Annotated in this window: 13 protein-coding genes; 8 read left to right on the top strand and 5 right to left on the bottom strand. The window is 58.5% G+C overall.

Features of this window, described 5'->3' with window-relative positions:
• The first annotated feature begins 11 nt into the window (after nt 1-11).
• The 5 genes from AC13RE_RS22890 to AC13RE_RS22870 all read left to right on the top strand — a co-directional run bounded on the left by AC13RE_RS22890 (nt 12) and on the right by AC13RE_RS22870 (nt 5,344).
• Nucleotides 12-1,325 (top strand): ABC transporter substrate-binding protein, encoded by a 1,314-nt coding sequence (locus AC13RE_RS22890; RefSeq protein ID WP_488564630.1) that lies wholly within the window; start codon nt 12-14, stop codon nt 1,323-1,325.
• 65 nt (nt 1,326-1,390) lie between these two features.
• Nucleotides 1,391-2,326, top strand: coding sequence for a carbohydrate ABC transporter permease (locus AC13RE_RS22885; protein WP_488564629.1), 936 nt, complete (start codon nt 1,391-1,393; stop codon nt 2,324-2,326).
• A 15-nt stretch (nt 2,327-2,341) separates the two neighbouring features.
• Entirely contained in the window at nt 2,342-3,241 is a 900-nt protein-coding gene (locus AC13RE_RS22880) for a carbohydrate ABC transporter permease (RefSeq protein WP_488564628.1), read from the top strand.
• Nucleotides 3,242-3,515: 274 nt separating this feature from the next.
• Complete coding sequence (locus AC13RE_RS22875) at nt 3,516-4,511, top strand: aldo/keto reductase (RefSeq protein ID WP_488564627.1); 996 nt, start codon at nt 3,516-3,518, stop codon at nt 4,509-4,511.
• A gap of 377 nt (nt 4,512-4,888) precedes the next feature.
• The gene (locus AC13RE_RS22870) at nt 4,889-5,344 is read left to right on the top strand and encodes a hypothetical protein (protein ID WP_488564626.1); all 456 of its coding nucleotides are present in this window, start codon (nt 4,889-4,891) and stop codon (nt 5,342-5,344) included.
• A gap of 225 nt (nt 5,345-5,569) precedes the next feature.
• Here AC13RE_RS22870 and AC13RE_RS22865 read toward each other — a convergent pair whose 3' ends face one another.
• Nucleotides 5,570-6,418, bottom strand: coding sequence for an alpha/beta fold hydrolase (locus AC13RE_RS22865; RefSeq protein WP_488564625.1), 849 nt, complete (start codon nt 6,416-6,418; stop codon nt 5,570-5,572).
• Between the two features lie 154 nt (nt 6,419-6,572).
• Here AC13RE_RS22865 and AC13RE_RS22860 point away from each other — a divergent pair, with 154 nt between their 5' ends.
• Together AC13RE_RS22860 and AC13RE_RS22855 are read left to right on the top strand one after the other, a co-directional pair.
• The gene (locus tag AC13RE_RS22860) at nt 6,573-7,484 is read left to right on the top strand and encodes a LysR family transcriptional regulator (protein ID WP_488564624.1); all 912 of its coding nucleotides are present in this window, start codon (nt 6,573-6,575) and stop codon (nt 7,482-7,484) included.
• A 220-nt stretch (nt 7,485-7,704) separates the two neighbouring features.
• Nucleotides 7,705-8,079, top strand: coding sequence for a VOC family protein (locus tag AC13RE_RS22855; protein WP_488564623.1), 375 nt, complete (start codon nt 7,705-7,707; stop codon nt 8,077-8,079).
• Between the two features lie 88 nt (nt 8,080-8,167).
• Here the strand turns inward: AC13RE_RS22855 and AC13RE_RS22850 are convergent, their stop codons facing one another.
• On the bottom strand, nt 8,168-8,464 hold the full coding sequence (locus AC13RE_RS22850) for a hypothetical protein (RefSeq protein ID WP_488564622.1): 297 nt from the start codon (nt 8,462-8,464) through the stop codon (nt 8,168-8,170).
• 154 nt (nt 8,465-8,618) lie between these two features.
• Nucleotides 8,619-9,674 (bottom strand): agmatinase, encoded by a 1,056-nt coding sequence (gene speB / locus AC13RE_RS22845; RefSeq protein WP_488484033.1) that lies wholly within the window; start codon nt 9,672-9,674, stop codon nt 8,619-8,621.
• A gap of 96 nt (nt 9,675-9,770) precedes the next feature.
• Here speB and AC13RE_RS22840 point away from each other — a divergent pair, with 96 nt between their 5' ends.
• Nucleotides 9,771-10,934, top strand: a complete 1,164-nt coding sequence (locus AC13RE_RS22840; protein WP_488564621.1) for an aminotransferase — start codon at nt 9,771-9,773, stop codon at nt 10,932-10,934.
• On the opposite strand, the gene AC13RE_RS22835 is transcribed toward AC13RE_RS22840, so the two are convergent.
• The gene (locus AC13RE_RS22835) at nt 10,926-11,450 is read right to left on the bottom strand and encodes a flavin reductase family protein (RefSeq protein ID WP_488564620.1); all 525 of its coding nucleotides are present in this window, start codon (nt 11,448-11,450) and stop codon (nt 10,926-10,928) included. The two genes, AC13RE_RS22840 and AC13RE_RS22835, sit on opposite strands and share 9 nt — an antisense overlap.
• 11 nt (nt 11,451-11,461) lie before the next feature.
• The gene (locus tag AC13RE_RS22830) at nt 11,462-12,802 is read right to left on the bottom strand and encodes an LLM class flavin-dependent oxidoreductase (RefSeq protein ID WP_488564619.1); all 1,341 of its coding nucleotides are present in this window, start codon (nt 12,800-12,802) and stop codon (nt 11,462-11,464) included.
• Nucleotides 12,803-12,821: the final 19 nt, after the last annotated feature.

Genomic DNA, 12,821 nt, shown 5'->3' with positions numbered 1-12,821 from the left:
GGAGGAGTATCATGCCATTCAAGAGACGTGACTTTCTAGCCGCATCGGCCGCCGCCGCCGGTATCGCCGGCCTCTCGCCACTCGGAATACGCCCATCTTTCGCCCAAGCCGAACCCGGCTACACGCCCGAAAAGGGCGCAAGTCTCCGGCTGCTTCGCTGGACACCCTTCGTCAAGGGAGACGAGGATGCCTGGCTTGCCAACACCAAGAAGTTCACCGAGGCGACGGGTGTCGAGGTTCGTGTTGACAAGGAAAGCTGGGAAGACATCCGACCAAAGGCCGCCGTCGCCGCCAATGTCGGTTCCGGGCCTGACATGGTGATGTGCTGGTTCGACGATGCTCATCAGTACCCTGACAAACTCGTCGACCTGACGGAGCTCGCCACCTATCTCGGCAATAAATACGGCGGCTGGTATGACGGCGTGCGCGGTTATGCAACCCGCGGCGACAAGTTCATCGCCATGCCGCTCACGGCGATCGGCAACGCCGTCGTTTATCGCGACAGCCATGTAAAGGCCGCCGGTTTCAGCGAATTCCCCAAGGATACCGCGGGATTCCTGGAGCTTTGCAAGGCCATGAAGGCAAAAGGCACGCCCGCCGGCTTCCCGCATGGCAAGGCGGTCGGCGACGGCAATAATTACGCCCATTGGCTGCTTTGGAGCCATGGCGGCAAGATGGTGGACGAAAGCGGCAAGGTGACCATCAACAGCCCTGAAACCCTGGCGGCTATCCACTATGCGCAAGCTCTTTATGCAACCTTCATCCCCGGCACAGAGAGCTGGCAGGACATCAACAACAACCGGGCCTTCCTTGCCGGGCAGGTCTCGTTGATCGCAAACGGCGTTTCGGTCTACTATGCCGCTAAAAAAGACCCTAAACTTGCTGAAATCGCGGCCGATATCAGAACCACAAACTTCCCGATCGGCCCGGTCGGCAAGAGTGTCGAACTGCACCAGACGAGCTCGCTGGTTCTGTTCAGCCATACCAAATATCCGGAAGCAGCCAAGGCCTACATCAAGTTCATGATGGAAGGCGACCAGATGAACGCCTGGATCCAAGGATCGAGCGCCTATTGCTGCCAACCGTTGAAGGCCTTTGCCAACAATCCTGTCTGGACCGTCGATCCCGTCCACGCACCCTATGCACGCGCCTCGGAAACGCTACGCCCGAACGGCTATGCCGGTCCACTGGGCTATGCTTCAGCAGGTGTGATGGCCGATTATGTGCTCGTCGACATGTTCGCGGCCGCCGTAACCGGCCAGATGACGCCGGAGGATGCGATGAAAGAGGCTGAGCGGCGCGCAAACCGTTATTACAAGGTTTGATCCCCCAGAAGATCTGCAGCATGCCGGTGCCGGCATGCTGCGACCGTTCATCAGGAGATAATGCCATGTCGACCGTGACATCCGGCGATACGACGCGCGGCCCCATCAGATCGCTCATGCAGAACAACAACATGCTCGGCTTTCTCTTCATGTTGCCGGCAGCCATCTTTCTGGTTTGCTTTCTCACCTACCCACTGGGACTGGGGGTCTGGCTTGGCTTCACGGACACGCGGATCGGGCGCGCCGGCAGTTTTATCGGCTTGGAGAATTATCAATACCTGGCCAATGATTCCGTCTTCTGGCTGTCGGTCTTCAATACGTTGCTCTACACTTTCGTAGCTTCCGTCCTGAAATTCGTGCTGGGCCTTTGGTTGGCACTGCTTCTCAATCAGCACCTCCCGTTCAAATCCTTCTTCCGGGCAATCGTGCTCCTACCCTGGGTCGTGCCGACGGTGCTTTCGGGATTGGCTTTCTGGTGGATCTACGACTCCCAGTTTTCCATTATCTCGTGGTCCCTGATGAAAATTGGCCTGATCCATAGTCCGATCAATTTCCTCGGCGATCCGACCAATGCGCGGATCTCGGTGATCATCGCCAATGTCTGGCGCGGCATTCCTTTCGTCGCGATCTCGCTGCTTGCCGGCCTGCAGACGATTCCCGTTTCGCTTCAGGAGGCGGCGTCTCTTGACGGTGCCACAAGTTGGCAGCGCTTCCGGTATGTAACGCTGCCGATGTTGACGCCGATCATTGCCGTCGTGATGACGTTCTCCGTGCTGTTTACATTCACGGATTTCCAGTTGATCTATGTGCTGACCAAGGGCGGGCCGGTCAACGCGACGCATCTGATGGCGACGCTTTCTTTTCAGCGCGGCATTCCGGGCGGTCAGCTCGGTGAGGGTGCGGCAATCGCTGTGGCAATGATCCCCTTCCTGCTTGCCGCCATCATGTTCAGCTTCTTCGGTCTGCAGCGCCGCAAATGGCAGCAGGGCGGACAGGACTGAGATCGGGAGAATGTCATGACCATAAAAATCGAAACGGCCAATCCCGTTCTGACCGACGACATCCAAGGCATGGGCTATCTGAACCGGCTGCCTCGCCGGATCGTCATGCTCTATCTGCCGATGGCGGTCTTTGTCTTCGTTCTTCTGTTTCCCTTCTACTGGATGGCCATAACGGCCATCAAGCCGAACGCACAGTTGACCGACTACAATAACTACAGCCCCTTCTGGGTCGTGCAGCCGACGCTCGATCACATCAAGTACCTGTTCTTTGAGACCTCCTATCCAGGCTGGCTCTGGAATACGATATTGGTGGCGGTGGGATCGACGGCGCTGTCGCTGCTGGCGTCAATTTTTGGCGCCTACGCAATCGAGCGCGTGCGCTTTACCGGCTCCCGCTCGATCGGGCTGCTGATTTTTCTGGCCTACCTCGTTCCGCCTTCGATCCTATTCATCCCCTTGGCTTTCATCGTCTTCAAGCTGGGAATTTACGATTCCAGACTTGCTCTCATCTTCACCTATCCAACCTTCCTCATTCCATTCTGCACTTGGCTGCTGATGGGCTATTTCAGGTCGATACCCTTCGAGCTGGAAGAAAGCGCGCTGGTCGATGGCGCCAGCCGCTGGCAGATCCTTGTCAAAATTATTCTGCCGCTGGCGGTACCCGGGCTGATCTCGGCCGGCATCTTCGCCTTTACGCTGTCCTGGAACGAGTTCATCTATGCGCTCACCTTCATTCAATCTTCGGAAAACAAAACGATCCCGGTCGGTGTTCTGACGGAATTGGTTCGCGGCGATGTTTTCGAGTGGGGGTCGCTCATGGCCGGTGCATTATTCGGTTCACTGCCCGTCGTCATCCTCTACTCTTTCTTCGTCGATTACTACGTTTCGTCGATGACCGGTGCCGTGAAGGAGTGACGAATGCCGCGGCAGCGGATCGCTGATGCAGCGGTCCGCTTCCTCGGGGCCTTCTGGCTTCAGGCCATCGCTCCGATATCGTTGCCAGACAAGGCGAAGGCTTCGTTCGACATAACCATTAAACACCTGCGGTCCGTTTTGGTTGTGTCGCCCCTCGGACCGATCGAGCCAATTGCTTTTCATGAATGAAAAACACCCTGCAGATTTGGCTGTTTATCATTCCGGCATCTCTGCCTATGTCTGCCTGCAACGGTGGATGATCGTGGAGGATGACATGCTGACCAAAGCCGATAGGACGACCACAATAACGCTCTGGAATGACCGGCAAATTCCACGCCTTGGCATGGGATGCTGGGCAATCGGTGGACCATTTTACGCTGGCGACGTGCCTCTCGGCTGGGGCGAAGTCGATGACGATGAATCGATCCGCGCTATCGACCGGGCGGTGGCTCTCGGCATTCGCTTCTTCGACACTGCTTCGAATTACGGAGCCGGGCATTCTGAAGAGGTGGTCGGCAGAGCGCTCGGCAATCGCGACGATGTCATCATCGCCACCAAATTCGGCTTCGCGACGGACGAGAAGACCAAGCAAGCGACAGGCGCTTTCTCCGATCCCGCCTTTATCCGGCGGTCCGCCGAGACATCCTTGCGCCGTCTGCGCCGCGATCGTCTGGATCTGCTGCAGTTCCATCTCAACGATTTTCCGCTTGAAGCGTCTGACGAGGTATTTGAGACACTCGAAACGCTCAAGGCTGAAGGCAAGATTGACGCGTTCGGCTGGAGCACTGATCACCCGGATCGCGCCGCACGTCATGTGCATCGCGCAGGGTTCGTCTCGGTTCAACATACGATGAACGTCTTCGAGCCGGTTCCGGCGATGATCGATGTCATCGAGCGTAACGGCTTGATTTCCATCAATCGCGGTCCGCTTGCCATGGGGCTTCTTAGCGGCAAGTTCACGCCTGACAAGGCTATCGGCGAGAAGGATGTGCGCGGTGCAAGCCTTGACTGGATGGTCTACTTCAAAGACGGCAGGATCGCGCCTGAATTTGCTGCTCGCTTAGAGGCGGTCCGCAATCTGCTGACCGAGGACGGACGCACGCTTACGCAGGGTGCGCTTGCCTGGTTATGGGCGCGTTCGCCCCGCACGCTGCCAATTCCCGGCTTCCGTACGGTTGCCCAAGTCGAGGAAAACGCCGGTGCCCTGGCAAGGGGACCCTTGCGTGCAGATGTGATGGCGGCGATCGATCACGCGTTGGCCGGCTTGTAGATCGGTCCATACATATGCCGAGAGGTGGATCGTCGGTATCACATATTCCCAAAAACTCGTCCTACGCCATCCGGCGGCGGAGCCGGTTGGCAATGGTCAGTGGCGAGAAGATCACGCCTGTCGCTCTCCTTTTAAATCATGGGGCGTCCCGCTCGTCCTCGCCAGTGCGAGCGATCCGGCCGAACTTGCCCGGCATGATGTTTTCGCCAAGGTGCCCAATCTCGGGAAACCCACCGATATGAAACGTCTTGTGGAGGTCGTTCGACCGCTTTGAAGCCCTGCTGGGACCGCCATAGTCATCGCTCTGTGCACATGATCGGGTGCCGCCCAATGGAACCGACGACAGCGCGGGAAGTTTCCCCTTGAAGGAGACTGCCATGACCGAGAAAAAGAAGATCGTTGAAGTGAAGGTGAGGACTGACAAGGGCGAAGCGGTGCCGATGGGCATCATGAACGCCAGCCAGGCGACCAAACTTTCGGATGATCTTGATGTCGTGGTCTCCCCCTCGGATGGCGGCGCAGGTACCGGCGGCCGTGAAACGTTAAAACCCGTGGTCGGTCACGACGCTGCAAATCGTGTATTTCCTTCACCAACCAATAACATAGAGGCTGACCGCGCCAAGGAAGCACAGACTGCCGTGCGCGATGCTTTGGACAGTCTGGTCGCATCGGCGAATGAAGCGGGCTGGAGCACGCGCGAAATTGTTGTCGCGATCCTCGAGGCAGGACGGTTCCTCGAGAAAGCCAGCGCCGCCGATCCGGATCCTGCCGAAGATCCGGCCATCAGCGATGTTGTACGCGAGCAGATCGGTCATGGCGAACAATATGATTAGGCGGCCGGCTAACGATCGCCTGTGAATCCCGAACTATGTTTGCGAACCGACATTTCTTAGTCCGACAGAGGCTGGTCTATGGGTTGGAGGTAATGTGAGGCGCTGGGTTGTCCTGGGTCGGCGACCGAAGTTGTAGGCGACAACGAAGTCAGCGAGATGCTGGCCTGGACAAGCGCCGCCTGCACGGATTCCGCAGACGATGCTTGTCTCGGCTCTGCCAGGACCTCAGTCGGATTTTTGGTTGAGAAACGCCACCACCTCTTCGCTGAAGGCTTGCGCAAACTCGATATTGGAGAAGTGCACGGACGGAAAGGTTTTCAGCTTTGCTCCGGGGATCGTGTTGGCGACTGCTTCACCCATGGCATGCGATGTCACGGTGTCGAATTCGCCGGCGATTACAAGCGTCGGGCTCTGGATGAGGGCGCTGGTACGGCGCATGTCGGCATCGCGTACGGCGGCAAACAGGCCGGCAAGGCCTTGGCGCGATATGTTCAGCAACATCTCTCGAAACTGGCGAACAACCGGCCCGTTCCCCGCGATCATCGCTTTCGGAAACCAGTTGCCGAGGAAGGTCTCCGCGGCTTCCCTCATGTCCGGCGCAGCAAGCGTTGCGGCTATTGACCTGTCGAAGGTTTCGGCGGGGCCGAGGTAGGAAGAGGTATTGCTGAGGATCAGGCGGTCGATCCGTTCCGGTGCGTGGATAGCAAGCCATTGGCCGACCCAGCCGCCGAGGGACAGGCCAAGAAAATGCGCTCTCTCAATCCCGAGCCAGTCCATCAGCTCCAGCACGTCGCGGCCGAGCCTTCCGTCGGAATAGGCGCCAGCCGGCACGTCCGAGCCGCCATGACCGCGGTAATCATAGCGGATGACCTGAAAGTGCTCGGCGAATTTGGGAATCTGGAGATCCCACATCTGCAGAGTGGTCGCAATGGAATTGGCAAGGATTAATGTCGGGCGGTCGTCCCGCCCATCGATCCTGTAGGCGATCCGGACGCCATCGCCGGTGGTGAAGAACGACAGGGCGGCCGGGTCTTCGGGATTGAGCGTGGCGAGTTCCGCGGAATTATTCGTCATCGATATGGTCCTTCTCTTGTTGTGGGCACCTGCCGCATCGCCGCAGAACCTGGTTCCGGAAAGCGGGGCGGGGTCGAGAACAGTCCGACGCTAATTCTCTCTTCCTTCCAAAAAAATTGAAAAGATTGGAAAGTCATTGTAAATAGAATCTACAATGCAGCCATTCACGCTCCAGGAAATCCAATGTTTCGATGCGGTGGTCCGCGAAGGCGGTTTTCAAGCGGCAGCCTTCGTGTTGAACCGGTCGCATACGGCCGTGTTTGCAGCGATCGCCAAGCTCGAGGCCAATCTCGGCGTAGTCCTCCTCGATCGTACCGGCTATCGCGTCGATCTCACCGAAGCTGGTCGCTCCTTTCATCGCAAGGCGCAGGCCCTGCTCGGCGAAATGGAAGCGCTAAGGGTGCATGCCCGTCAGCTCACGATGGGAGAGGAGACGCATCTGCGCGTGATCCTTGGCGACACCTGCCCGTTGCATGATGGCCTGCAATTGCTGGGCGGCTTCTTCGCCGGCTGTGCGAATACGCGGCTCGATCTGCATTTCGAGACGATCGGTGGACCATCCGAGCGGCTTTTCGAAGACGAAGCCGACCTGATCCTCCATTGGATCGATAAATCCGATCCGCGGCTCGAATGGATCGATCTCGGCGCGATCTCCTTCGTGCCGGTGGTAGCTCCCGGCTTCCTGCCATTCGCACCCTCGCGATCGATCACTCCCGAACAAATGCGTGGGCTGACCCAATGTATCATCCGAGACACGGCGCGCGATATTGCAAAACCCAGTTTCTACGTGGTCGAGGGTGCGCCGCAATGCACGGTTGCTGATCACGCGATGAAGAAGGAGATCGTCCTTCGCGGCATGGCATGGGGGCATCTGCCCCGCTTCATGATCGAGGAGGAGTTGCGTGACGGACGTCTGCTCTCCATCACGGGACAGCATTTCCCGGGCATGGATATCGACCTTGTGGCGGCACGCCGCCGCGACCGCCCGCACGGACCCGTCGCCAACCAACTCTGGCACTACATCCAAACGCATCCCCGATTTGCGGATAAGGCACTTTACGCCTAGAGGCGCCACCTGGGCGCGCGAGTTCTATTTCCATCAACTGCAGATTATCCCGTCATCATAATCGGCAGCCGAAATAACTCAGCCATAATGGCCTCGACTTCATCGTCGAGATAAGCAAAATGAGCAGGATATGGCCCTCAATCGGGAGCTTTGCGGCTGGCCCGTAGCGAGGTTGGGGTGGCATTGGGTGAGACCTATTGGGTATTTACGGAGATGAAGCATGTTCACTCACGTCATGATCGGCAGCAACGATTTGGAGCGAGCCAGAAGTTTCTACGACGCCACATTCGCTGCATTGGGGGGCAATCCCGGCGAGATGGATGAGCGAGGCAGGCTGGTCTATATCCACGAGGGTGGTCGGCTGATGATTACGAAACCGATCGATGGCAAGCCGGCGACCGCGGCCAACGGCGGGACTATCGGTATAGCCGCCGCGAGCCCCGGCCACGTTCTGGCGTGGCATGCCGCCGGTGTCGCGCGTGGTGGCATGGCAATCGAAAGCCCGCCCTCCGAGCGTCCGAACGGAGCATTCGTCGCATATCTTCGCGATCCTGACGGCAATAAATTGTCCGCGCGATCTCAGCCGACGAAATGAAATAGGCGTCAATCCGTGCCTGGTGGACAGCCACAATAATGTCGAGTTCGAGCGGATCTCTGTCATGGCAGCATCACGCCGATAGTGGTCAACCCCTTCTTTCGGGGATCAGGCGTATCTGATTTCCGTCACGTGCCGAGACCTTGATCGCCGTCGATATCTCACGAAGCGGTCCACGCGCGACGAGCGCCTCAGGTTGGGGGACTTTTCCAGGACCAGCATCGATAAAGGCGGCCCAGGCGTGTTCGGAATCGAGCATCGCCATGAACGACGTGGCAACGATTGCTTCGCCGCAAGCGGCGCATCGAAGTATGTATGAGCCTCCGTGGACGATCGATTCGGTCTTGTCTAGTCCGCATGAGATGCAGACCAACGTATCACTCATCGCGTCACCCCAATGTCCACTGGCTCAAAGACGTCGCGACAACAGAATTCGACACGCGCTCCAAGAGGATCGATGGCGACACTCTGTTGTTTGTTCCGTATCGCCATGAAAACCCAGCCTATGCAGCGAAATTGTCTTTCGCTGAACGCAATGCTCAGCGGTTGCCGATCGACGGACTGAACACCATGAGGCTCAGTATCTCGAAGAGCACTTGAGCTCCGGCATGTGCGGTGTTGGTCGTCGCGTCATATTGGGGAGCGACTTCGACGACGTCGCCACCGACGAGATTTATACCCTTCAGCCCGCGTATCAGTTCAAGAACCTCGCGCGTCGTCAACCCGCCGACTTCGGGCGTGCCCGTACCGGGCGCAAAACTTGGATCGAGGCTATCGATGTCGAAGGAGAGATAGGTCGGGCCGTCACCGACGATGGATTTGGCCTTGGCAATGACGGCTTCCATCCCCATTCCGCTGAGGTCTTCCGCGTGGATCACGGTCATTCCCGACTTATAGGAGAATTCCCATAGATATTCCGCCGAACCACGGATGCCGATCTGGATGGTCCTTGTCGGATCGAGCACGCCGTCCAGCACGGCGTTGCGAAACGGTCCGCCATGATGAAACTTCGTCTGATCGAAGGCGCCGCTGGTGTCGCAGTGCGCATCGATATGAATGAGGCCTACCGGCTCCTTCCGTCCGACCGCCTTCAAAATGGGATGGGTAATAGAGTGGTCACCTCCGACCGAGAGCGGCACGACGCCGGCGTCGACGATCTGGCCGATACGCTTTTCGATATCGTCGTGACTGAGTTCCAGCCGGTAGCGGCTCTGGAACGGCACGTCGCCAATATCGGCAACGCGAAGATCGAAGACCGGCGCCGTTCCCAGAACATGGTTGTAAGGACCGATCCTCTCGATGGCGCGAAGGGCGCGTGGTCCGAAGCGGGAGCCGGGGCGGTTGGTGACGCCGAGATCCATCGGAATTCCCGTGATCGCGACCTGGAGATTGCCGAAATCCGGCTCGTCGGCTGCGACCTGCATGTAGGGCGCGCTGAGGAAAGTCGGCACACCGGCGTATGGTGCCAGTCTCGTGCCGCTCTTGGAGATGATCTTCTCCGCGACTTTGCGAAACTTCTCGTCGAATATCTCGCCGCCATTGCTATCTGCAAATTCCGCGCGCAGCTGTTCGAGCCGCATCTTGTCCCACACCATGCGCATGCGTCTCCACTTGAGATCCGTATCACTCAACAAAGAGGTTGAGAAAGCAATTGGTATCGTTGTAGCAATCGGTATCAAAGAGAAATCGATATGACCGCTGCAAAATCCAATTCGCTCGTTGCCCGCCTCTCCCCTCCACCCATCCCTTCCGTCGTTGCCTGGGGTCGCGAATACAAGGGATTGAAGGGTCCACTCATTGATCTGTCGCAGGCAGTTCCCGGCTATCCAGCGCATCCTGAAATGCTGCGTCTTCTCGGCGAGACGGCTGCACAACAGGCGATGACGGGATACGGCCCGATCGAGGGCGAGCCTTTGCTGCGGCAGGCCTACGCCGCCCATGTCGCAGAAATCTACGGCGCGGACATATCTGCCGGCAACATCCATATCACGGCCGGCTGCAATCAGGCGTTCATGTGCACGGCGATTGCTCTTGCCGGCGCCGGCGATACGGTCGCGCTCACCAATCCTTTCTATTTCAATCATGATACGACGCTATCGATGCTGGGAATCGAGCGGATGCTGGTCGACTGCGATGCCGCAGCCGGCTTTCTTCCGGATCTCGGTTCAGCAGAGGCCGCGCTTTCCGCCGGCGCGAAGACGCTTGCCGTGGTTACGCCCAACAATCCTACCGGAGCAGTCTATCCGCCCGAGCTGCTTCACGCGCTTTTCAGGCTCTGCCGAAAATATGGCGCCTGGCTGGTCGTTGACGAAACCTACCGCGATTTCCTGGCCGAAGATTACGGCCGGCCGCATGCCTTGCTGTCGGAGCCGGGTTGGGAGGATACGCTCGTTCTTCTCTACAGCTTTTCGAAATCCTTCTGCATCCCCGGTCATCGCCTCGGTGCCGTCACGGCAGGTCCTGGGCTCATTTCAGAGATCGCGAAGGTCATGGACAATATGCAGATCTGCGCCCCGCGTTCGGCTCAGATCGCCGTTGCCTCGGCTCTGCCTGTCCTTGCCGACTGGCGGGCCGGCAACCGGCTGGAAATCAGCCGTCGTGCCGATGCCTTGAGGGGAGCGTTTTCCGAGCTGGCTGGCTGGGAGATTGCAGCGATCGGCGCCTATTTCGCCTTTGTTCGCCATCCTTTCGAGGGCCGATCGTCGTCCGAGGTGGCCGAAGAACTTGCGAGGGAACGCGGCGTGGTCTGCATACCAGGGGCATATTTCGGCGAGGGGCAGGAGCGCTACCTTAGATTTGCCTTTGCCAATGTCGATGTTGCCTCGATCAGGTTATTGCCGGATCGTCTACGCTAGACAGCGCTCATCAACCGCCGCCGGAAGGTCATGATAGCCGCCTCGCCAGTAGAGCAGCGGTCCGATGTCCTGCCGGATTTCCATCGCGCAGATATGCCCGATCAGAATGGCATGGGAATGGTGATGGAATGCGGTTTCGAGCTTGCAGTCGAGGACTGTCAGGGCATTTTCAAGTGCGGCGGCACCTGTCTCGAGGCGATACCACCCGGCACCCTCGTAGCGGTCGGCGCCCTTGCGTCCGCCAATGCCGGAAAAGGATTGCGCGACGTGCTGTTGGTCGGCCGCAAGCACGTTGACGCAGAAACAGCCATACCGCTGCAGCGTCGGCCAGGAGGAAGAGGTCCTGTTGATGCTGACGATGACGGAAGGCCGATCGGCCGAAAATGAGGAAACCGATGTTGCGGTGAAGCCGGTGCGGTCTTGGCTATCACCGACCGTTATCACGCTGACCGCACCGGCCAGATGACGCATCGATAATCTGAATTCCGCATCGCTGATCAGAGCTTCGTCACCCATCGGACAGGCCCTCAGCTCTTGGCAAAGCGGTTTGCCGGCATGGAAATGCCGAGGTTTTCGCGCAGGGTCTTGCCTTCATATTCCTCGCGGAACAGTCCGCGGCGGCGCAACTCCGGCAGGACGAGCCGCACGAAATCGTCGAGGCTGGACGGCAAGGTCGGAAACATCAGGATAAAGCCGTCGGCGGCACGTGTCTCGAACCACTCTTCCATGTAGTCGGCGATCTGGGCCGGCGTACCCGTTATGCCATTGCCGGTGTGCTTCTCTGCATAGTGCCGGATCAGTTCGCCGACCGTGTGACCGCTCTTGACGAAATCGACCAGTTCGTCGAACAGGGCACGCGACCCTTTCGGCGCCGCCGGCAGCCGCTCCATCGGGAAAGGCGCATCGAGAGCCACGCCACGCAGGTCCGCTTCCAGGAATTCGGAGAGCATCAACCGCCCGACATCGGGATGCATCTTGTCGATCAGATAGTCCACCTTCGCCTTTGCCTCGGCCTCGGTTTCACCGACATTGATGACGATGCCCGGCATGATTTTCAGATCGTCTCTATCGCGGCCATAGGCCGCCATCCGGCTTTTGACATTGTCGTAGAAGGACCGGTTTCGCTCGATGTTCGATGCGAGGCTGAAGACGATCTCGGCGGTGCGTGCCGCCATATCCATTCCGGGCTCGGAACCACCCGCCTGGGCGATGACAGGACGGCCTTGCGGCGTGCGCGCGATATTGAGGGGGCCGCGAACCTGAAAGTGCTTGCCCTTGTGGTTGAGCGTGTGGTGCTTGTCCTTGTCATAGTAGACGCCGGATTCGCGATCGAGAAGAAGTGCGCCTTCCTCGAAGCTGTCCCAAAGGCCGAAGACGACATCGACGAACTCGTTGCCGCGCTCGTAGCGCAGCGCGTGCGGATCCAGCCCCTCGCGATTGAAGTTGTAGCCGGTTTCGTCATGGTCTGATGTGACGACATTCCAGCAGGCGCGGCCCTTGCTCAGATGGTCGATCGAGGCAAACAGACGGGCTACATTGTAAGGCTCATAGTAGCTCGTCGAGACCGTTGCCACGAGACCGAGATCGTTGGTCGTCACCGCGAGTGCCGAGAGCAGCGACAGGGGCTCGAAGCGATTCATCTTTGTGGGAATGCGGGCGAGCGCGTTCGGATCGCCCACGGCCGCTGCCGGAGAATCGGCCATGAACATGAAATCGAATTTCGCCGCCTCGGATCGTTTGGCGACATCGAGCAGATGCGCGAAGTCGTTGGCACCGTTGACATTGCTTGCCGGATGCAGCCAGGAGGCCGGATGGAAGCCGAACGTGTAGACGAAAGTTCCCAGTTTCATCTTGTCGGTCCGTGCCATCGAATTCTCCCTTTATGTC

It is taken from the genome of Martinezella sp. CNPSo 3959, assembly GCF_057784355.1.
This window is presented reverse-complemented; position numbering and strand designations above follow the sequence as displayed.

Coding starts and splice junctions, on each gene's coding strand:
- AC13RE_RS22860 (WP_488564624.1), top strand. CDS start 6,573: ATGCAGCCATTCACGCTCCAGGAAATCCAATGTTTCGATGCGGTGGTC.
- AC13RE_RS22885 (WP_488564629.1), top strand. CDS start 1,391: ATGTCGACCGTGACATCCGGCGATACGACGCGCGGCCCCATCAGATCG.
- AC13RE_RS22880 (WP_488564628.1), top strand. CDS start 2,342: ATGACCATAAAAATCGAAACGGCCAATCCCGTTCTGACCGACGACATC.
- AC13RE_RS22840 (WP_488564621.1), top strand. CDS start 9,771: ATGACCGCTGCAAAATCCAATTCGCTCGTTGCCCGCCTCTCCCCTCCA.
- AC13RE_RS22865 (WP_488564625.1), bottom strand. CDS start 6,418: ATGACGAATAATTCCGCGGAACTCGCCACGCTCAATCCCGAAGACCCG.
- AC13RE_RS22850 (WP_488564622.1), bottom strand. CDS start 8,464: ATGAGTGATACGTTGGTCTGCATCTCATGCGGACTAGACAAGACCGAA.
- AC13RE_RS22875 (WP_488564627.1), top strand. CDS start 3,516: ATGCTGACCAAAGCCGATAGGACGACCACAATAACGCTCTGGAATGAC.
- AC13RE_RS22835 (WP_488564620.1), bottom strand. CDS start 11,450: ATGGGTGACGAAGCTCTGATCAGCGATGCGGAATTCAGATTATCGATG.
- AC13RE_RS22830 (WP_488564619.1), bottom strand. CDS start 12,802: ATGGCACGGACCGACAAGATGAAACTGGGAACTTTCGTCTACACGTTC.
- AC13RE_RS22890 (WP_488564630.1), top strand. CDS start 12: ATGCCATTCAAGAGACGTGACTTTCTAGCCGCATCGGCCGCCGCCGCC.
- speB (WP_488484033.1), bottom strand. CDS start 9,674: ATGGTGTGGGACAAGATGCGGCTCGAACAGCTGCGCGCGGAATTTGCA.
- AC13RE_RS22870 (WP_488564626.1), top strand. CDS start 4,889: ATGACCGAGAAAAAGAAGATCGTTGAAGTGAAGGTGAGGACTGACAAG.
- AC13RE_RS22855 (WP_488564623.1), top strand. CDS start 7,705: ATGTTCACTCACGTCATGATCGGCAGCAACGATTTGGAGCGAGCCAGA.